Here is a 20,040-nt window from a genome sequence, read left to right on the forward strand (position 1 = left end):
TATTTTATACCGCTAATGGCATAAATCTAGCTCAAAATAACGCAGATCTTGTTGTGTGCTTATGCGATGCGTCTTTTCAACAGGAGGATAAACAAAACAGCCCCACCAAATGGTGGGGCAATATGTAGTTGTGTTTGCGTTGTTAGCTGCTGACGTTGTTAGAGAATCTGTCTTTGTCACTAGTACGTTAGTTGACACTTTTATAAACCTAGATGCCAAATGGTAAGTTGCCAAACTTTTTGAGTAATTGAATTCGATTACATGTTTGAAAATGTGATCTTGGTTCATGGTTTTATAGCAATGAAGTGCATATATTGGGTTTCTGTACTCAATTTTCGTCTTCTCAATTTAGCCAGTTTCAGAAGAACCTGTTCATAGAGTGAACGTTTGAACGTTTGCGTTAAAATATGTGATGAATATCTCACTCTGTACGCTATACTCTCCGCCCGGTTAAGAGCACTCGCTCTGCCAATACAAGCCGTCACATGGAATGGTGAATGACCCCACGGACCGGACCAGCTATTTTCCAATGCTTGTAGAGGTTATCTTTAATGAATGTCCTATTCGGATTAATCGGTGTTGTGGCACTGTTATTGTGTGCTGTGTTGCTGTCAGAAAGTCGCAAAGCGATCAACTGGAAAACAGTATCTCGCGCGTTGTTACTTCAGGTTGGTTTTGCAGCCTTAGTGTTGTATTTCCCTTGGGGACAAACCGCACTAACCAGTTTAAGTAATGGTGTTTCCAGCCTGTTAGGCTTTGCTGATGAAGGCATTGGATTCTTGTTTGGTGATCTAGCCAATACAGGGTTTATCTTTGCGGTTCGTGTACTTCCTATCATCATTTTCTTTAGTGCGCTTATTTCTGCACTTTATTACCTTGGCATTATGCAAAAGGTTATCGAGTTTATCGGTGGTGGTATTCAAAAGTTCCTAGGAACCAGTAAAGCTGAGTCTCTGGTTGCCACAGGTAATATCTTCCTATCTCAAGGTGAGTCTCCACTTCTTGTTCGACCTTTCCTTTCGCGCATGACTCGCTCTGAACTGTTCGCTGTGATGGCTGGTGGTATGGCTTCTGTAGCCGGTAGTGTACTGGGTGGTTATGCTGGGTTGGGTGTTGAGCTGAAGTACTTGATTGCCGCAAGTTTTATGGCCGCACCAGGCAGCTTGATGATGGCTAAGATCATTGTGCCTGAGCGTGAAACGCCAATCGATCAGTCTGATATTGAAATGGACAAAGCGCAAGACAGCAACGTAATTGACGCCCTGGCAAGCGGTGCGATGAACGGTATGAAGGTCGCTGTCGCCGTCGGTACAATGCTGATCGCGTTCGTGAGTGTTATCGCCATGGTCAACACGGGTCTGGAGAGTTTGGGTGAAGTAGCAGGTTTTAGCGGAATTACTCTGCAAACCTTGTTTGGCTACCTATTTTCTCCTCTGGCATGGGTGATTGGTGTACCGGCAAATGAAATGCTGATGGCGGGTTCTTACATTGGCCAGAAAATTGTGATGAATGAGTTTGTTGCTTTCATCGACTTTGTTGAGCACAAAGCGCTGCTATCTGAACACACTCAAGTGATCGTCACATTTGCACTGTGTGGCTTTGCTAACATCGGTTCAATCGCCATTCAGCTTGGCTCTATCGGTGTGATTGCGCCAGAACGTCGCTCTGAAGTCGCCAATCTCGGTATCAAAGCGGTGCTTGCAGGTACGCTGGCGAACCTTATGAGTGCTTGTTTAGCGGGTATTTTCATCCTGCTTTAATGCTTGTTTAAGTTCCAGACTAAAAGCCCGAATAGGAAACTATTCGGGCTTTTTTGTCGTAGTAAACAAAAAACGCTTAAGGATGCATTATGAACAAAGCAACATCGTCAACTTCAATTATGTTTAGATTGGGTTACTTAGGGCTATTGCCGTTCGCGTTGAGCCTAATTTGTATCGTCACTGGTGCGAGTCTTTTCGGGCTCACAGGCGAAGAAATGTTTATCTCATACAGTGTGGTGATCTTGAGTTTCTTATCAGGGGTGCTCTGGGGTAATGGCATTGACCATTCTGTAGACAAAATCAGTCGCAACGCGCTTTTACTCAGTAACTTGTTTGCTGTTATGACATGGGGCGTCTTATTGCTTTCACGTCAGAATATCGCCTTGGCACTTATATTGTTGGCAATTGGCTATTTTCTGGTTTGGTTTTCAGAAAGAGCGGTCAGAATAGCGGAGAAAGAGCGCAAACCAGCAGGCTACAAGATTCTTAGAGCAAGGCTGACTACTAGTGTTGTTATTATGCACTGCATTGCTCTCATTGCTTAAAAACTGATTTACAGCAAAACCTCTTTGTTTGGAAGGCGTAGGATAAGCGCCAGTATTTTAAAAATCATAATACAAAGAGATACCGCTATGAATGAACTGGTTCAACGTTTTCTGCGCTACGTGACCTTTAACACGCAGTCCAACCCTTCCAACCCCGCATGCCCAAGTAGTGAAGGGCAGATCACTTTTGCCCAATTCCTGAAACAAGAATTGCTGGAACTGGGTTTGAGTGAGGTGTCACTTGATGATAACGGCTATTTGATGGCGAAACTGCCAAGCAATGTTGACTACGATGTCCCGGCTATTGGCTTTGTGGCTCATATGGACACTGCACCTGATGCGTCAGGAAAAAACGTCAAACCTCAGATTGTTGAGGATTATCAGGGTGGCGATATTGCATTAGGTAAGGGGGACGAAGTACTGTCCCCAGTTCAGTACCCTGATCTACGTAGGCTTCTTGGCCACAACCTGATCACGACGGATGGAACGACACTTCTCGGTGCGGATAACAAAGCCGGTATCGCGGAAATCATTTCCGCCATTGCTGAGTTGAAAACAAATCCAGACATTCCACATGGCGATATTTGTATCGGATTTACTCCGGATGAAGAAATTGGTCGCGGTGCAGATCTGTTTGATGTGGAGAAATTTGGTGCGAAATGGGCCTACACCATTGATGGCGGCCCTGTTGGCGAACTGGAATATGAGAACTTTAATGCAACCAGTGCTGATGTGATCTGCCATGGTGTGAATGTTCATCCTGGAACGGCTAAAAACAAAATGGTGAATGCGATGAATATCGCTGCCCAGTTCCAAATGATGATGCCTGCTGATGAAACACCGGAGGCGACGGAAGGCTATCAGGGTTTCTATCATTTGAAGTCTGCAGAAATGGCTGTAGCACGTTGTGAGCTAGGTTATATCATTCGAGATTTTGAGCGTGATGGGCTAGAGCAACGCAAGGCCTTCATGCAGAGCAAAGTGGACGAGCTTAATGATGCATTGACCAAAGGGCGTGTGGAACTGAAACTGTCAGACAGCTATTTCAATATGAAAGAAATGGTTGAGCCTCATCCACATATTATTGAGCTGGCAAAACAGGCGATGATTGCCTGCGATGTTGAGCCTAAAATTAAGCCAATCCGCGGTGGTACGGATGGAGCAAGATTGTCATTTATGGGCTTGCCTTGTCCGAATATCTTCACAGGCGGCTATAATTTTCATGGTATTCATGAGTTTATTAGCATTGAAGGTATGGAGCAGGCTGTGAAGGTTATTGTGACCTTGTCTGAGAAAACGGCACTTCACTACAGATAAAATTTCGATATGTCCCTGTTATCTCATTGATTATCGTGTACATTTACTATGTATGCTTGATAAACAGAGGTTTCGGGGATGAAAAGGATTTTTTTACTGTTTACACACCTTATTTGTGGTGCAATCGGCTTTGCTGTCGGGATATATGCATTGCCTATTCTTATCCAACCAGATTCTCCCTCAATGAGCTCTGTTGAGAGTGTGACCAATAACGCGGTTTACACTGCAACGTTCCAGCGTGACCGAAAAGACAGTGACTTCCTCCATTGGGGGGAGGGCTCTGTCTCTATTAGCAATGACCAGATTGCTTTTGTTGGTGAATTGGCACCAGGGCCTGATTATAAACTTTACCTATCGCCTCAGTTTATTGAAACTGAAGTCGATTTTAACCAGCAAAAACATACCATGGTAAAAGTAGGTGAGGTGAAAACGTTTGACCGCTTCGCCCTCAATTTGCCAACAGACGTTGATTTGGGTGAATACAATACCGTGATTGTCTGGTGTGAAACGTTTGGTGAGTTTATTACATCTGCTCGATTCAAGTAGTATATGAACGCTATCTAGTTTGCATTAATAGAAATGTAAACTAGATCCTTCTCAATAAGTATGGGAAGTTATTCTCGTTCAAAGCGAATTTCTTCAGAGGGGCGTTGGCCCCTTTTATTTATCATAACAACAGGAGCCGAGAATGGAGAAAGTACAAGCTGTAATCGATTTTCTTCTGACTCATAAGTTTATTTTTACGGCGTTGATTATCGTTCTGATAGCGATAATTCGCCGAATTGTTTTATCTAAAATTCGTGGTGATGTTGCTTTTGTATCAGAAGAACAGCGTAACTGGATGTCGCGCACTAAGAACGGTGCATTTGCTATTACCGTTCTGTTACTTTTCATTCTGTGGAAATCTGAGATCAATGAGTTTGCTCTGTCAGTGACAGCCATTGCTGTTGCGATTGTCGTTGCGTCGAAAGAGATCATCCTCTGTTTCACTGGCTCTATCCAAAGAGCGAGCTCACGTTCATTTCGAATTGGTGACTGGATTGAAGTCGGCAAATTGTGCGGTGAGGTAATTGAGCACAATATGATGGCAACCGTGATTCAGGAAATTGACCTTCATCACGGCCAATACCACTACACAGGAAAAACAGCGACGTTGCCAAACAGTATGTTTTTTACCTATCCGGTGAAAAACCTTAACTTTATGAAGCGCTACGTCTATCACAACTTCTCGATTGTCGTGAGCGAATTTGTCAATTTATACCCTCTGGTTCCTGTGATGATCGAAAAGATTGAAGGGCATTGTCACTACTTTAGTGATGTCGCAACTCGGTACAATGCAATGATCGAGAAGCACGCAGGCGTCGATTTACCTGGTGCAGAGCCTCACATCCACATTACCAGCGGTTCGACAGGTGAACAGGTCGTTCACTTTATGATTTTCTGTCCGACTGATAAGGCGACGCACCTTGAGCAGGAAATCAGGAAAGATTTTATGGAGCTATACGAAGATAGATTCCAGTCTGAGAAAGAAGAAACGAAAGAGAGCTGAGGCTCTCTTTTTTGTACCTTTTAAAGAGGTGTGTGAGTTCGACAGTTTGAGCCTCTACCGCTAGCTTTAAACTGAGAGGATGATGATGACAACAGATGTAGAAAAGGTGCCTGTTCCGTGTGTGAGAAACTGCTGTTTGGATGGTGAGGATGTTTGTTTAGGGTGCTTCCGTACCCTCAATGAGATTCTAGAATGGCGATCTTACACTGATGAGGAAAAACAAGCGGTATTGGTACGTTGTGAACGACGTAGAAAAGAGAAAGGGCAATAATGCCCGCCATTTTTGGCGGGCGAGAAACGCTATGCGTGTTGAGCTCTTAGCTTGTATTTTTGTTTCATTTTTAGGGCGACGTTAACCAAAGCGATAAGCACAGGCACTTCAATCAGTGGGCCAATTACTCCCGCGAACGCTTGGTCGGAATTAAGGCCAAATACTGCAATCGATACTGCAATCGCCAGCTCAAAGTTGTTGCCTGTAGCGGTGAAGGCAATCGAGGCATTTTTATCATATTCGATGCCCATTTTCTTACCAATAAAGAAACTGACAAAGAACATCAAGACAAAATAGATTGCCAGTGGAATGGCGACACGAACCACGTCCATCGGCAGTTCTAGAATCATCTCTCCCTTTAAACTGAACATCAGTACAATCGTCGCCAGTAGGGCAATCAGAGTGATAGGTGAAATGCGAGGAATAAACACTTCGTTGTACCATTGTTCGCCTTTAGCCGCGACTAACCATTTACGGCTGAGGTAACCTGCTAGAAATGGAATGCCAAGGTAAATCATTACGCTTTCTGCAATATCCAGCATTGAGATGTCGACTTCGAATCCCTGATAGCCGAATACTGGAGGCAGTACAGAGATAAATAGCCAAGCCATGAAGCTATAGGTCACGATCTGGAAAGCGCTGTTCAGTGCAACTAGAGCGGCACCATATTCTTTGTTACCACCACCGATATCATTCCAGACTAAAACCATGGCAATACAACGCGCTAAACCAATCAAAATGATGCCAACCATATAGCCTGGGTGATCACCAAGAAATGTCAGTGCCAGAATGAACATCAGAATAGGGCCAACAATCCAATTCATAACCAATGAGAGTGTGATGGCTTTCTTATCCTGACGAACTTTACCCAATAGACTGTAATTCACCTTCGCTAAAGGTGGATACATCATCAGTATCAAGCCAATGGCTAAAGGAATATTGGTACTGCCAACAGACATGGCTTCATTCCAATCAGCTACCTGAGGAAATAGGGCGCCTATGGCGACCCCAACGGCCATGGCAACAAAGATCCACACGGTAAGGTAGCGATCGAGGAAGCTCATGTTGTTTGCGGCGTTGTTTACTGCAGTTTCAGTTTTCATTGTTTGTCTCTCTTTCGTTTATCGTCGAAAGGCGATTGATGAAGGTATAAAAAATCTGAGTAGTAGCGTTACATACTCAGATGTCAGTTCAGTTAAAGATGGTATTAAATGCTTGGTTAAATTCGGAAATTGCTTCCCGGTTAACCTTGTAACAAACCTTAGGTGGGTTGGGTTCCGCGATGATGAACTCAGCCTGCTTTAGGATACGCAAGTGTTCAGACACTGTTGATTGAGCTAGACCTAACTGGGACACCAAATCACTGTTCAGACAGCCGCCAAGGTTATCCAATGTCACCAAAATCTTAAGGATTCTGACTCGGGCTGGATGTGAAAGCGCTTTTGCCTTTAAAGCAAAGGCCGTTTCTAATGCGATTTCAGCGTCTGTCGTCGAGAACGCCTGCTGGTTTGCGAGACTACATTGGTTTGTCATGAGATGTTTATTAATAGTTAATCGTCGAATTGCGATTAAATATACGCCTGCGATTTTAACGGTGCAACTAAAAAGTACCAATAAAAGAAAATGTGCTTGGTTTTATATATAAAACATAGCTTTGAAGTATAGTTTTATTAGGTTTCATACGAATAAGTAGCCTGATTATGCGAATCTTTCTGTTTTTCATTGCTGTTGTAATTTCTGGCTGTTCCTCATTTTCTAATGATCCACCGATTGAAGCGGATAAGGGATGGATTGAAGGAGCACTGGATAACGGGTTGAAATACCACATATATCCCGTTTCTGGCGCTCCTGTTTCTGTCCGATTATTCGTGCGAGTTGGATCATTACAAGAAACGGATCAGCAACGCGGCTATGCACATTTTCTTGAGCACATGGCGTTTAATGGCAGCCGCCATTTTTCTTCAAATGAAATGGTCAGCCTTTTTGAACAAGCGGGGCTCACTTTTGGTGCCGATATCAATGCCTATACGGCCTACTATGAGACAGTCTATCAACTCGATCTTCCCGACAATACACAGTTGAACAATGCGCTGTTGTGGATGCGAGATATTGGCGATGGCTTAACAATTGCGCCTGCAGAAGTTGAAAAAGAGAAAGGTGTCATACAGGGCGAAATACGCCGAACACGACCAGAGAATAAAAGTCTGGCCGACAAATATTATGATTATTTGCTAAAAGGTACCGCTTTAGAAGATTTGGACCCCGTAGGCGATTCGTTATCTGTTCAAAGCGCGACACCAGAGTCTATTATTGCCTTTTATCAAAAGTGGTATCACCCAGAAAATGCTGAGCTGATTGTCACAGGGAATATTGACACAACAACGATTGAAGCTTTGATTGAATCTCAGTTTGCTTCTTGGAAAGCTGGTGCTGGCATAAGTAAAACTCGCATTGACTATGTTCCTATTGAATTGAGTGATTTCGTCGATGAAGTTGGAGAGTATGAAGCGCCGAGTATCACTTTTATGGTTCAACGGGGCAAAACTGCGATTACAACGCAAGGCGAGCTGATGGAAAGCTGGTTGGATGAAGTCGCATTGCATCTGATCAATCAGCGCATGGAGCGTATGTACAGTGATGCGGCGATCCCACTTCATGATCTGTACATCTCAAATTACTACATTAACTTCAATCGCTATGGAATCTTGTCGGCTTCATTTCCTGCTACTGAACGCGACGATGCGCAAGGGATATTTCTTAGTACATTAGCGTCAATGCGAGACTACGGTGTCACTCAAGAAGAAGTGGATGTTTCACTTGCTTACTATCAGCAGTTGCTCAACGATGTGGACTATCACTGGCGACACAAAGAAGCACTAGATTTTGCTGAGTCTAAGGTAATGAGTTTATCTTTGCAGCAACCGATACAATCGCGTGAAGGCTATAGACAAAGCTTAGAACGCTTTTTGAATCTGGCGACGCTCGAAACGGTTAACGAACAGTTGCGTGATTTGCTTGCAGCGAAGTATTCGGTTGTTATTGGTGTTGAACCAGGTGACTCTATTGCAGCATGGCAGGCGAAGATACCAGAAATCAGAACACAATATGCGAAGCCGGGCACTCAACCGATGATATTGTCGGTGGCGGAAAACGAGCTGGCAGAGCCCAGTCAAAATGGTGCGATTTTGTCACAGGAAAAGAATGATCTGGGGTTTGAGGTCTGGACTCTGTCAAATGGCATTGAAGTCTGGTTTCAGCAAGACCCGAATGCAGGTGACTGGGTAAATGTAGTTTATGGTAGTCAGGGAGGAAAAGCGGCGCTTGATCCTTCACTTTACCCTGCCGTTGAGCTAACCATACCTGTCATAAGTCGCAGCGGGCTGGGGGACTTTAATGGGCCTCAATTGGACACCTTCTTACAGCGTAATAGCATTGAGGTTTACCCGTTTATCAGTTTCAGCCATCACGGTGTGGAAGTGGGTGTGCCCAAAAACAAACTCCAGCAAGGCTTTAAGGTATTGTTTAACTTTGCTAGCGATGTGAATGTCGAATCTCGCCACCTCAAAACAGTAAAACAAGAGTATCAACAAGAGCTGAAAACCTACCTATCTACGCCATTAGGTCAATGGAATCAGGCGATTAATCACAATAGTTATTTACCCTCTAGCCGACACTATATGTCGTCTGCTTCTGGTTATCAGTCTGTCTCTGAAGCCCAAATTCGCTCCGTACACGAACAGTTATTCGGTCAGTTTCGCGGTAATAAGGTTGTGATCATAGCGGACTTAGAGGCCAATGAGCTTAATGAGGTTTTGCGCCAATATTTAGCTTCGATCAACCTTGAAACGGCTGAGCCGATGGACTTCGAGGTCGGTTACAACCAGAACGTGGATAGTGTGATTGATCTTGATATATATAATGAACAGAACAGTTTCTACCTGATTCGGCTTACTAACCCTTCAGCCTCTCAATCAAGTGTTCGCAATGCCTACATTGACGATATGATTCAACGAATATTGTCGAAGCGTCTAACGGCGTATATTCGTGAAGAGTTGGGGCTGGACTATGCGCCAGAAGCATACTCTGCTCAGCAAGATCAGGAGCCGGTTACGGATTGGTTTGTTGAAGCACAAGTAGCGCCACAGGACATTGATCGCATCGAGCAGGCTATCGGTAAAGTATTAAATGACTTGCTGACGGATGTTAAGCAGTCAGATGTTGACGCAGCTGCTCGTCAGCTAGCCGTGGCTCTTCAAGCGTTGGAAAATCAACCAGTAGACCGCACTTGGTTTTATGCTCGTTACTTGGTGCATGGCTATGGTGTGGAATCGTTACTAGATGTAGATGCGATGACGAGTACCATCACACTTGATGATGTTCAGAAACGAATAGGTGAGTCGTTTGGCCACAAGGTCATAAGAAGCAAGTACACTCTGACACCGAAGCCTTAAGAGAGATAAATATCCTAGAAGCCTGAGCAATCAGGCTTCTTCCGCTTGGCTTTCTTCTAGGTGAACTTGTATCGGGTGATCGTCAATGATTGAACTGAGTTCTCTTAACCTTTTCACTAAGCGGTTATCGAGAAGAGTCCCTGCTTTTAACAGACAACCTCCATTATTCGCGAAGATATCACCGACCAGAGTCATACCTGCTTGTAGCTCATACAAGTTTTGCAGAGTGGTGATTTGACTGGCGTCTGGGATCGGTTTCGCCAGTGTGTCTGTTTCATTGCCACTGTTCAGTTCAGTATCGACGTCATTGTATAAGTGTTGCTGATACAACTCAGTGTGACCAGTGACGGCTTGCTCTATTTGCTCGCGAGCGTCTTTCACAGTGATTGGTTTAGGCAAAAAGGCGTCAATCTCAAAGCGCATACAAGTAGAAATAGTTTCTGTATCTGATAGGGCGGTAACCGCGATGACACTTGTTTCGGGTACTGCTTTGGTTTGGCCCATGCGCACGGACTTGATCAGCTCCAGACCATTAATGTGAGGCATATTGATATCTGTAATAATTAAATCGATATGATTATGTTCAATCTTCTCTATCGCGCTTCGACCATCTGGTGCACTCAGGATGTTCTCATAGCCACTTTTGAACAGCATGCCTATTAACGCTTTGCGAGACAAGTTGTTGTCTTCTACAACCAGAATCGTAAATTTGCTAGGTTCGAATGTTGCCATAAAGCTCTCCTTCACAACGAGATTAAGCTGAGAATAGTGTTGTCTAACAATAAAATAGCAAATATCGAACCAATTATTTATTTCGGATGGTACTTGAGTTATTTTTGTGTTAAATCAATATTTTATTGTCTTTTTGCAAAGCGCTTTCGTTACTAGAGAGTTATCATTTTTCTCTCAGAGTCGGAAATGTTTGCGAGTTCTCATTTTGATTCTCAATTTTAGAAAACAAGCTTAAACAGCCATTTGGGTCTTATCTTCTCGCACGACAATACTATTTGTATCGACAATCTTACTCAGTTCAAACAAACGTAAAATGAGCTTTTTGTTGAGTATTGTTCCTGCTCTTAGTAAGCAGCCTCCAGAAACCGCATTGATATCGTAGACCAGTGTCATTCCTTCTTTGAGTTCAGAAAGTTGTGACAACTCATGAACTCGACTATCAATGGAGCGAATACGTTTGGTTGTATCGGGCTCGTTTGGCTGAGGCGCTAAATTAATACTTGTACTGACATCACTATAAAAGTGCTGTTGGTACAAACATTTTGGTTCGGTGATCGCGCTCTGGATTTTTTCTTTGGCGGATTTGATATTAATAGGCTTCACGAGAAATGCATCGACTTCTAATGTCATGCAAGCGGAAATCGTCGCAGTATCTGATAGTGTTGTCACCGCGATTATCCTAGTGTCACAGGCGATTTGAGCCTCATTTGTTCGAATGGCCTTAATGAGCTCTAGCCCGTTGATGTTAGGCATGTTGATGTCGGTGATGATCAAATCTATCTTGTTTTCAGCGCATTTTGTCATGGCTTCCATACCATCTTTCGCGCAAAGCAAATTTTCGTAACCACCTCTCACTAGCATTCCAACGAGTGCTTGGCGAGAGAACTTGTGATCTTCTACGACTAAAATCGTAAAATTGGTCGGGTCATAGTTACTCATATATTACTTCCGTGTCTTCGATAATTGAGTGCTCAACTAGGTAACTCTGTAAGCGTTTCAGTTCTACCTTAGCGCTGCTTAGTGTGTCAGACAGTTCTGGCCAGTTTTTCAGGTGTGCCGTGTTTTGCAGCACTTCAAATTTGTCCGCGAGCTCTTCTGCTCCCGCAGAACGAGCGGCACCTTTGGCGGCGTGGGCGATCTGTTGGAGATCACCATCGTTCTTATCGGTGAGCGCAATCTCCGCTTTTTCAATGTCTTCGTTAACAGACTCCCAATACCCTTCGAGCAAAGGTCCCACGATAGACAGTTCTTTTGTGCCCAATATCTGCTCTAGAGTGGACATGCAGATTGGATCATGTGGAGGTTTTGCTGTCGGCACTTCAACGTCTTCAGGCTCTAAAGATGGATCTTCAGACGGTTTTTCTTCTAAGGGGATAGGGGAGAGCTGCATCCATTTCTCGATCGATTGATCAAGAGTTTTGAGTTCGACTGGCTTGGTTAAATAGTCGTCCATACCTGAAGCAATGCATTGCTCAGAGGCTTCAACCATTGCATTGGCGGTAATTGCGACGATTGGTGTATGGCCTAAGGTTTTGTCCTTCCTTTCGGATTCTCTGATTTGTTTTGTAAGTTCATACCCATCCATTACTGGCATGTGGCAGTCGGTGAGGACTAAATCAAACGAACCATTTCTCCATTTGTGTAATGCCTCCTGACCATGAACTGCCATTTCACATTGGTAGCCTAAGTGATTCAACTGCCTCTGTATTACATCACGGTTGGTGGGTTGATCATCGACAACTAAGATTAGCCCAGTTTTGTTTTCACGAATGTCTTGATTTGGTTCATTTACGATAGGCTTTATGTTCCTCTCACAACTAATGAGTTCTCGCATGACGCCTATCGCAGTGGTGAGCTCACTGGGTTTGAAAGGGCTGCATGGCATGACGTAATAGTTAGATTTTGTTAGGCCGGACTCAATGCTAGGGTCGCGAGAGAGAAAAATGAATTTTTGCTCTTCAAGTAGTGCTGAGTTGAACTGGGAGAGCGGCTTTTCCTCATAATAGTGATATAAGTCAGGGCCAACGATAATCAGGTCGATGGTTGCGCCGGCCTTCTTCGCGTAATCAAGTACCGCAATAGCTCTTTGCATATTAGCTACACAGTTGGTTTTGCAGCGGAAGTTAGCTAAGTTGATATCACAGAAAGTGGCTATGTTCTGATCATTGGTGACGAATAAAATTCTAGAACCGTTCACATAGTTTGGGGTTGGATCTTGAGGTGGCTCTTCCACCTCAATGAAAGGAAGTTCAACGGAGAAGCGGCTTCCAACACCAAAGCGACTATCAACATGGATATCACCTCCCATCATTTCTAGCAGAGAGCGGGTTATGGATAGACCTAAACCTGTCCCGCCATAAAGTCTGGTTGTACTGGTATCCGCTTGACTGAATGCTTTGAACAGCTTTTCGATCTGCTCTTCTGTCATACCGATACCATTATCCTCAATGATAATCTCGACGTAGGGGGCAATGTCGTGCTGGTTTAATGTGGCTGAGACCCACACCTTGCCTTTCATCTCATCGGTGCTGTCTGTGAACTTGACAGCATTGCCAACGAGGTTCAACAACACTTGGCTGAGCCTGACACTGTCACTCATTATGACTTTCGGCAGGCTAGCATCGTAAGTTAAATAGAGCTCTATACCTTTGTTGTTTGCTTGTAAACAGAGGACATCCAATGTTCTTTCTATAAGTTTTTGCAGTTCCACAGGGACACTTTCCAGTGACATTTGGCCGGCTTCGATTTTCGAAAAGTCTAAGATGTCGTTGATAATGTGCAGTAGAGTTAGAGCAGAATCTTTGATGGTTGTGACCATACTTTTCTGTTCACCATTGAGCTCTGATTCACTAAGGAGGCTTAGCATACCTACTACGCCGTTCATCGGTGTTCTTATCTCATGACTCATGTTGGCCAAAAACATGGATTTTGCTTCACTAGCCGCTAAGGCGATTTCACTTTCATGCCTTAGATTTGCCTGTGCATTTTTCTCTTTTGTTACGTCAATATTGATGCCGCCCATACCAATAGGGGTGGTTCCATCTTGATCAAATAAAACGTTTGCCGCGGCCTTTATCCAACGTATCTCCTTGTCGGGTAGTTGTATTCTGAATTCAGAGTTGAACTGAGTGAGGTTTTCTCTGGCTTTGTTGAGGGCTTCTTCAGCAGTAAATATATCTTCTTCCAATACTCTCTCTTGCCACATGGTGTAGTTGTTCTTGCAGTTGTCTGGGTCAACGCCATATATCTCGTACATGCGGTCATCCCAAGAAAGCTCATTGGTTGTAAAATCCCAACTCCATATACCGATGCCACCAGCTTGCGTAGCCAGATTCAAACTTCTGACGACTTCTTCTAGCTCACTCTGGCTTCTTCTCAGTTCGTTCTGAGCCATTTGTTCTTTGCTGATGTCTCGCAAAGTTAGAACAATATACTTCTGCGTTTTCATTGTGATGTATCGGACGGAACCTAGTAGGCTTAGCACATCGCTGGTTCGACTGACTTTAATCACTTCGTCCAGTGGTACTTCTTGATACATTTCGACACTTGAGAGCTTGTCTTCAATGTTGTTCTCTGTGAACTCATAGAGGAGTGACGTCAGTTCTAATCCAAGTAAGTCAGACTTGCTGTGCTCAAAAAGGGAAAGTGCCGAGTCATTAACGTCGAGAACTTTCAACTCAGCATTGAGAAGCAGCATATTATCGACTGCCTGTTCAAACATAACCCCCATTTGTACTTCTTGTTCATTAATTCGCTGGTTCTGATTGGATACTAACTGCTGAAGTTTTTGGTTGGATGTTTTCAGTTCTTGACGAACCTGCTTCATTTGGCTGATGTCGGCCTGATTGAGAATTAGGTAATGGTTGCCCCCTCCTTGTTTCCTCATTGCTTCTAAGTTGATACGCAGCCAGCCTTTCTTTGTTTCTTGATTGACACAAATTTCAGTGGTGTGAGACGTCGCCTCGTGAACGGCACTATGAAGCTCAGCAATATGATCATCATTCAGGTAGTGCGAATAGAACTCAATGATATTGCGACCAATAACTTGGTTGGACGGAAGACCGTAGTATTTGAGAAAGGCTGGGTTGGCGTAGAAAATAGCGTTGGAGCCGACTTGCCCATCGAAGATCACCATACCGTCAGACAGTAAATCTAACACACTGGTTTTTATACTGTCGTCTTGCTGAGGTGCTGTTTTCTTTGATTGTTTATCTGCCAGTAATGCTGTAAATGGGTTCTTCATAGGCGCCAACCTTGATGTATCTCGTGGTACTGCCTCTCCATCTTGGCGTGGAGATGTTCAATATGAAATCATATACATAATAATAGAACTAACTGGCGCTTTTTGTAGGGTTATAAATAAAAACGCCCTCTAAAGAGGGCGTTTAAGGTATATAAACAACAGCTTGATTAGCTGGCAATATTCAAATTAAGCCTTAGATCGAGTGGTAGCTTAGCCAGTTTATTTTTCAAAATACGGCGAGTTCGTTCGAGATCGGCCACAGCCACCTGTTTTTCTGTGGAGTGGACATCTAGGTTAACTCTAAGCTCACGGCCTACCTTAGTAACGGCGGTGAGCTCGATGTGCTGCTTAACTTCTTTATCTAGCGCTAACACTTCTTGATCAACGACATCGCAAATTTCATCACTTGGCGACATCATTAATAACTCTCTAATGGCTTCTTTCAGCATGTCGAAGGGTACTTTAATAAAGTAAAACGACATAAGAATCATCATCATAGGGTCGGCATAGACGGAGTACTCTGCTAGGGGGGATAGAGCGACACCCCATGCGACAATAAAGCCCAATGTGACTGCTACGCTGAGCAGGGTATCCATCTGCCATTGTTTGGCTTCCGCCTCGATCAGGCCTGACGAAAAGCGCTTTGACTTACGAGCAATGTGCCACCATGCATAGCCACAACCTAATATATTGACCACACCAAACAAAGTTGCGATTGAAGCATCAACCTCACGTCCTCCATTGAAAACGGCGATAAGTGCAGAGTAGAGTGAGTAACTGACGACTGCGAGGATGACACTGCCTTTAATGGCAATGACCACAGGTTCAAGTACGGCCTTACCAAACGGGAAGTGGCTTCGAGAAGGGCTCTGAATGTATTTAGAAGCGGCGAGCGACAATAAAGTTAGCAGCAGACTGACAGATGAATAAACACCATCAAATACAATAACCAGTGAACCAACAAGCATCCCGAGTACTAATCCACCACCTGCAAAGCCTGAAGCTAAAAGGGCTGAGAAAATCAGTATTCGTTTTTCATTTAAGCTTGTCCTGTCACACATAGAGTATTCTCTTCGCTATACATACTCTTATTCTTCTCGCACTGAACGTATTTGACAAACTTGATCTGTGCTAAAAATAGACGGAAATAGACGCGTTACATACCTTGTTCTTTAAATTCAATGAGATAGTGTTAAATTTCGGTGCCATTAAAATTGACACTGACTGTCGTATTGTAAAGCTGGAAGGAGTATAGTGCCACCGTAGCCGCAGAAAACGATGGCGAAACAGTTAGAAATCAAACAAGTATTCGTTAAGCTTATCCGCCAGCCACGACATGCCTGGGTGCTCTGCCATGCCAGCTGCAGTGAACATACAATAGTCTTCCTGTGTTAAGCCGTAAGTATGCTTGATGACGGCAAGTTCTTGTTTACGTAAATGATGACGGATCAGCGGTTCAGGCAATACGCCCCAAGCGTCTTCTGTGAGAATAGTACTTAGCATGTAATCAAAGCTGGAGAAACCAATATGGCGCAGGGAGAACGGCTGTAGTTCAGGGTTGTCTTTTTCGTTGAGATAGACCATAACCGCTTGCATCGCATTACGTAATTCATCATCCGAAACGCGTCGAAGCTGGCTGAGACGATGATCAGCCTTACATACCGACATGAGGCGGATTTTGCCTAAAGGGTGATAACTAATATGCGGGTCATCGATGCGTTCATAGTCAACGCCAAAAGCAAAGTCGACTTGTTGAGTGGCAACTAGGTTTGCTAGATCTCCACTAGACGCAAGGACGATGTTAAACGAAGTAGCAGGAAACTTATTATTGAGCCGGTGTGAAAGGTCCTGCCACATGTCATCTGGCAGTGAATCATCGCGAGCTATCCAGACTTCTGCGTTGAATTCACCGGAAACTTGAGCACAGGTCTGACGAATGCGTGAAACCGTGACTAACATATTCTGGCAGTCTTTATAGATGGCTTTACCCGCTTCAGAGAGAGAGACATGGTTGCCTGTTCGGACAAACAGTTCGATATTTAGGTCCTTTTCCAGGGCTTTAATCGACATGCTTAACTTTGTGCGGTTGCATTCGAGTTGTCTGGCAGCTTCAGATACTGACCCAGTGTCAGCAATGGTACAGAAGGCTTCAATCTGCGATAGGTTCATCTGGGGTATTCGCGTATTTGGTGCTTATATAAGCTAATGTTATAAGAATACACTACGCTTGTCTGTTTTCTGGCGCCAAAAGCTATGAATTTCATGTAGTTTTGATACTCTTGTTTGACGCCAAATGAATGAGGTAACAGGGAGATCATGATGGCTACTAATTGGGATGATTACGCAGCAGAGTGGGAAAACGAGCCTTCAGCAGTATTGTATGCACAGAAAGCGTTTGACTCTCTACAAGAAATTGTCGGTGTCCAAGGGAAGCGCATTCTCGATTTTGGTTGTGGTACAGGACTACTTAGCCAGAAGCTTTCTCCTTTCGCGAAAGATATCGTAGCATTAGATAGCTCAGAGGCTATGATCGAGCAATTAGATAAGAAAGAGCTCGACAACGTAGAGCCAGTCGTTGACCTTCTGTCACGGGGCTTAGTAGCAATGCACCCCGCATTCCGGAATCAATTTGACTTGGTGGTTGCATCGTCAGTATGTAGCTTTCTGCCCAACTATTCTGATGTCGTTGATATTGTCTATAGCCTGCTCAATAAAGGAAATCACTTTGTTCATTGGGACTGGCTATCGGATAAAGACGAAGAGGGTGGAATGACACCAACCCATGTATTGCAAGTACTCAGCAGTGTTGGGTTTGATGAAGTTGAAGTGACGACACCATTCAGTATCGATTCGCCTCAAGGGAAATTGACCGTATTGATGGCAGTGGCCAAAAAGTAATACTGGTTTAGCAGATTTGGAAAGCCCGAACTTAATCGTTCGGGCTTTTTATTTTAGGAAACCGTTTGTGTTGCATACTGAGCGATTTCGTCAAGAACCTGAGGGTTCGCGATAGCACCTTTATTCTGTACATCTTTACCATGCAACACTTGTTTTACGGCCAGCTCAACGAGCTTACCAGACTTGGTTTTCGGGACTTCACTGATGGCGTAAACTTCTGCAGGTACATGCCTTGGGGAGCATTGGGTTTTCAGTTGCAGCTTGATGGTTGAAATCAATTCATCACTCAGCGTCTTATCGCTATCGAGTTGAACAAAAAGTACGACTTTTTCATCCCCATCAAGCACACGGCCAACTGCAATAGAATCTTTAATCTCAGAGAGTTGATTTACTTGCTGATAAATCTCTGCAGTTCCGATTCTTACTCCGCCAGGGTTGAGTGTGGCATCGCTCCGCCCATAGAAAACCATGCCGCCGTTGTCGGTCATTTCTACGTCGTCGCCATGATGCCAGGTGTTGTCAAACTTGTCCCAATAGGCGTTGTGATAACGCTCGCCATCATCGTGCCAAAAACCGACTGGTTGATTCGGAAAGCTATTTAAACAGACCAATTCGCCCCGTTGATTAACAACGGATTGTCCTTTCTCGTCAAAAACGCGTACATCCAATCCAAGGCCGGGTGCCTGGCACTCGCCACGATAGACAGGAGAGATCGGGTTACCAATCACAAAGCAGCCACAGATATCTGTGCCGCCCGAGATAGAAGCCAGATGCAGATCTGCCTTGATGCGGCTGTAGACATAATCAAATTGCTGAGGGTACAGAACTGAACCAGTGGAGCAGAGGGTCTTAAGATTATCCAGATTGTAGTAATGACTCGGATTAAATTCGGCTTTTTGTAGAGCTTCAAGGTATTTGGCTGATGTCCCGAACAAACTGACTTGAGCTTCTTCCGCTAGCTCCCAAAGCACGCTTGGCATTGGATACATCGGACTGCCGTCGAAAATAACCAGTGTTGCACCGCTGGCAAGGGTTGAGACGTGCCAGTTCCACATCATCCAGCCGCAGGTGGTGTAGTAAAACACGCGATCACGTGGTTGGATATCGCAGTGGAGTTGATGTTCTTTTAAGTGGTTAAGTGTGGTGCCACCAACCGAGTGTACGATGCACTTCGGCTTGCCTGTTGTTCCTGACGAGTAAAGAACGAACAGCGGATCGTTGAAACCGATTCGCTGATATCGGAGGCCGCGAGGGATGTAACTAGCGAGAATGGATTCCCAGTCTGAAAATTGTTCATTGCCAAATGGGCTCTCTTGACCAATTTGCAGATAATCAATATGGCATGTGTTCTGGATGCTGGATATCGATTGCACAATCTGATTGTTTTTTTCATCCATTTTGAACGTTTTGCCATTGAAACTATAACCGTTACAGCAGAACAAAATCTTAGGCTGAACCTGACCAAAGCGCTCCTTCACGCTCTCAACACCAAAGTCTGGTGACGTCGACGTCCATATCGCACCTAAGCTGGTCGTCGCCAGCATCGCGACCACTGTCTCGGGCATGTGTGGAAGATAGCCAGCGACAACATCGCCTTTTTCGACACCATTTTGTTTTAGCCATTGCTGTAGTATGGAGACTTGATCGCACAGCTGTTGCCAGGTGAGCTTACGGCTCTGGCCTCTCTCGTTTTTGAACCAGATAGCGATACCTTCTGGCTCCTGAAACGCATAAGAGAGCAAGTTTTCAGCGTAATTGAGTTGAGATTGAGGAAACCATATTGTGTCGCGGCTAGATGAAAATTGCCCCCAACGTGCGACACCTTCGCCGTGAATGCAGTCGCCTTTAAAGCCGATAACATCACAAAATTGCCAGATTTCCAGCCAGAAATGCTTTTTGTTTTCTACAGACCATTGATGCAAATCGCTGTAGCTCTCAATGGCCTCACCCTGCATGTTGATATGCTGAATAAACTGGTACAGATTAGATGACGCCATTCTTTCTTCGCTGGGATCCCAAAGAGGGGACAGCTCAACTGACTCTTGAGTGGACATGACTTCCTCGTCTTACACACTTTTCCTTAACTATGGCTAAGTTTTGTTGCAAATACAGCCAAAGTCAAACAATCAGGGAAGAAACATATCGCTGATAAATAAGCAAAAAACAGTTAAATGTAAAAAATATGTTACAGGTGTTTGGCCGAGGATGTCCGTAGGTGAATTGTCACCAATTTCGTGAGGCGATAGGCTTAATGTAAAGGAGTTGTTAAAAGGA

16 protein-coding genes are annotated in these 20,040 nt (G+C 44.3%); 8 read left to right on the forward strand and 8 right to left on the reverse strand.

What is annotated here, in order from left to right; genetic code table 11:
• Positions 1–551 precede the first annotated feature (551 nt).
• The 6 genes from VIC_RS14390 to VIC_RS26320 all read left to right on the forward strand — a co-directional run bounded on the left by VIC_RS14390 (position 552) and on the right by VIC_RS26320 (position 5,442).
• Positions 552–1,760, forward strand: a complete 1,209-nt coding sequence (locus tag VIC_RS14390) for a NupC/NupG family nucleoside CNT transporter (RefSeq protein WP_006960713.1) — start codon at positions 552–554, stop codon at positions 1,758–1,760.
• A gap of 89 nt (positions 1,761–1,849) precedes the next feature.
• On the forward strand, positions 1,850–2,305 hold the full coding sequence (locus VIC_RS14395) for a DUF3429 domain-containing protein (RefSeq protein ID WP_006960714.1): 456 nt from the start codon (positions 1,850–1,852) through the stop codon (positions 2,303–2,305).
• Between the two features lie 87 nt (positions 2,306–2,392).
• Positions 2,393–3,622 carry a peptidase T gene (gene pepT / locus VIC_RS14400; RefSeq protein ID WP_006960715.1) on the forward strand — a complete coding sequence of 410 codons (1,230 nt, stop codon included), beginning with the start codon at positions 2,393–2,395 and terminating at the stop codon, positions 3,620–3,622.
• 78 nt (positions 3,623–3,700) lie between these two features.
• Complete coding sequence (locus tag VIC_RS14405; RefSeq protein WP_006960716.1) at positions 3,701–4,168, forward strand: DM13 domain-containing protein; 468 nt, start codon at positions 3,701–3,703, stop codon at positions 4,166–4,168.
• Positions 4,169–4,310: 142 nt separating this feature from the next.
• Positions 4,311–5,171: a mechanosensitive ion channel family protein gene (locus VIC_RS14410; RefSeq protein ID WP_006960717.1), complete on the forward strand. Its 861-nt coding sequence runs from the start codon at positions 4,311–4,313 to the stop codon at positions 5,169–5,171.
• Between the two features lie 85 nt (positions 5,172–5,256).
• Entirely contained in the window at positions 5,257–5,442 is a 186-nt protein-coding gene (locus VIC_RS26320; protein WP_006960718.1) for a DUF1289 domain-containing protein, read from the forward strand.
• Between the two features lie 29 nt (positions 5,443–5,471).
• Here the strand turns inward: VIC_RS26320 and arsB are convergent, their stop codons facing one another.
• Positions 5,472–6,545: an ACR3 family arsenite efflux transporter gene (gene arsB, locus VIC_RS14415; protein ID WP_006960719.1), complete on the reverse strand. Its 1,074-nt coding sequence runs from the start codon at positions 6,543–6,545 to the stop codon at positions 5,472–5,474.
• A gap of 88 nt (positions 6,546–6,633) precedes the next feature.
• On the reverse strand, positions 6,634–6,975 hold the full coding sequence (locus VIC_RS14420; protein ID WP_006960720.1) for an ArsR/SmtB family transcription factor: 342 nt from the start codon (positions 6,973–6,975) through the stop codon (positions 6,634–6,636).
• Between the two features lie 167 nt (positions 6,976–7,142).
• On the opposite strand from VIC_RS14420, the gene VIC_RS14425 reads away from it, so the two are divergent.
• The gene (locus VIC_RS14425; protein WP_039951971.1) at positions 7,143–9,893 is read left to right on the forward strand and encodes a M16 family metallopeptidase; all 2,751 of its coding nucleotides are present in this window, start codon (positions 7,143–7,145) and stop codon (positions 9,891–9,893) included.
• A 30-nt stretch (positions 9,894–9,923) separates the two neighbouring features.
• Here the strand turns inward: VIC_RS14425 and VIC_RS14430 are convergent, their stop codons facing one another.
• The 5 genes from VIC_RS14430 to VIC_RS14450 all read right to left on the reverse strand — a co-directional run bounded on the left by VIC_RS14430 (position 9,924) and on the right by VIC_RS14450 (position 17,037).
• A complete protein-coding gene (locus VIC_RS14430; protein ID WP_006960722.1) occupies positions 9,924–10,625 on the reverse strand; it encodes a response regulator in 702 nt (233 codons plus the stop codon).
• A 231-nt stretch (positions 10,626–10,856) separates the two neighbouring features.
• A complete protein-coding gene (locus tag VIC_RS14435; RefSeq protein ID WP_006960723.1) occupies positions 10,857–11,564 on the reverse strand; it encodes a response regulator in 708 nt (235 codons plus the stop codon).
• Positions 11,557–14,868, reverse strand: coding sequence for an ATP-binding protein (locus VIC_RS14440; RefSeq protein WP_006960724.1), 3,312 nt, complete (start codon positions 14,866–14,868; stop codon positions 11,557–11,559). Before VIC_RS14440 ends, VIC_RS14435 begins: the two co-directional genes overlap by 8 nt.
• Positions 14,869–15,035: 167 nt before the next feature.
• Positions 15,036–15,929 carry a cation diffusion facilitator family transporter gene (locus VIC_RS14445; protein WP_006960725.1) on the reverse strand — a complete coding sequence of 298 codons (894 nt, stop codon included), beginning with the start codon at positions 15,927–15,929 and terminating at the stop codon, positions 15,036–15,038.
• Positions 15,930–16,158: 229 nt separating this feature from the next.
• Positions 16,159–17,037: a LysR family transcriptional regulator gene (locus VIC_RS14450; RefSeq protein ID WP_006960726.1), complete on the reverse strand. Its 879-nt coding sequence runs from the start codon at positions 17,035–17,037 to the stop codon at positions 16,159–16,161.
• Positions 17,038–17,187: 150 nt separating this feature from the next.
• On the opposite strand from VIC_RS14450, the gene VIC_RS14455 reads away from it, so the two are divergent.
• Complete coding sequence (locus tag VIC_RS14455) at positions 17,188–17,766, forward strand: class I SAM-dependent DNA methyltransferase (RefSeq protein ID WP_006960727.1); 579 nt, start codon at positions 17,188–17,190, stop codon at positions 17,764–17,766.
• Between the two features lie 53 nt (positions 17,767–17,819).
• On the opposite strand, the gene VIC_RS14460 is transcribed toward VIC_RS14455, so the two are convergent.
• Complete coding sequence (locus VIC_RS14460; protein ID WP_006960728.1) at positions 17,820–19,820, reverse strand: acetoacetate--CoA ligase; 2,001 nt, start codon at positions 19,818–19,820, stop codon at positions 17,820–17,822.
• Positions 19,821–20,040 lie beyond the last annotated feature (220 nt).

Source organism: Vibrio coralliilyticus ATCC BAA-450, assembly GCF_000176135.1.
GTDB classification, from domain to species: domain Bacteria; phylum Pseudomonadota; class Gammaproteobacteria; order Enterobacterales; family Vibrionaceae; genus Vibrio; species Vibrio coralliilyticus.

Excerpts from the sequence above, each read along its gene's own strand:
- VIC_RS14405 (WP_006960716.1), top strand. The coding sequence starts at position 3,701 with ATGAAAAGGATTTTTTTACTGTTTACACACCTTATTTGTGGTGCAATC.
- pepT (WP_006960715.1), top strand. The coding sequence starts at position 2,393 with ATGAATGAACTGGTTCAACGTTTTCTGCGCTACGTGACCTTTAACACG.
- VIC_RS14410 (WP_006960717.1), top strand. The coding sequence starts at position 4,311 with ATGGAGAAAGTACAAGCTGTAATCGATTTTCTTCTGACTCATAAGTTT.
- VIC_RS14390 (WP_006960713.1), top strand. The coding sequence starts at position 552 with ATGAATGTCCTATTCGGATTAATCGGTGTTGTGGCACTGTTATTGTGT.
- VIC_RS14450 (WP_006960726.1), bottom strand. The coding sequence starts at position 17,037 with ATGAACCTATCGCAGATTGAAGCCTTCTGTACCATTGCTGACACTGGG.
- VIC_RS14435 (WP_006960723.1), bottom strand. The coding sequence starts at position 11,564 with ATGAGTAACTATGACCCGACCAATTTTACGATTTTAGTCGTAGAAGAT.
- VIC_RS26320 (WP_006960718.1), top strand. The coding sequence starts at position 5,257 with ATGACAACAGATGTAGAAAAGGTGCCTGTTCCGTGTGTGAGAAACTGC.
- arsB (WP_006960719.1), bottom strand. The coding sequence starts at position 6,545 with ATGAAAACTGAAACTGCAGTAAACAACGCCGCAAACAACATGAGCTTC.
- VIC_RS14460 (WP_006960728.1), bottom strand. The coding sequence starts at position 19,820 with ATGTCCACTCAAGAGTCAGTTGAGCTGTCCCCTCTTTGGGATCCCAGC.
- VIC_RS14425 (WP_039951971.1), top strand. The coding sequence starts at position 7,143 with ATGCGAATCTTTCTGTTTTTCATTGCTGTTGTAATTTCTGGCTGTTCC.
- VIC_RS14445 (WP_006960725.1), bottom strand. The coding sequence starts at position 15,929 with ATGTGTGACAGGACAAGCTTAAATGAAAAACGAATACTGATTTTCTCA.
- VIC_RS14395 (WP_006960714.1), top strand. The coding sequence starts at position 1,850 with ATGAACAAAGCAACATCGTCAACTTCAATTATGTTTAGATTGGGTTAC.
- VIC_RS14455 (WP_006960727.1), top strand. The coding sequence starts at position 17,188 with ATGGCTACTAATTGGGATGATTACGCAGCAGAGTGGGAAAACGAGCCT.
- VIC_RS14420 (WP_006960720.1), bottom strand. The coding sequence starts at position 6,975 with ATGACAAACCAATGTAGTCTCGCAAACCAGCAGGCGTTCTCGACGACA.
- VIC_RS14430 (WP_006960722.1), bottom strand. The coding sequence starts at position 10,625 with ATGGCAACATTCGAACCTAGCAAATTTACGATTCTGGTTGTAGAAGAC.
- VIC_RS14440 (WP_006960724.1), bottom strand. The coding sequence starts at position 14,868 with ATGAAGAACCCATTTACAGCATTACTGGCAGATAAACAATCAAAGAAA.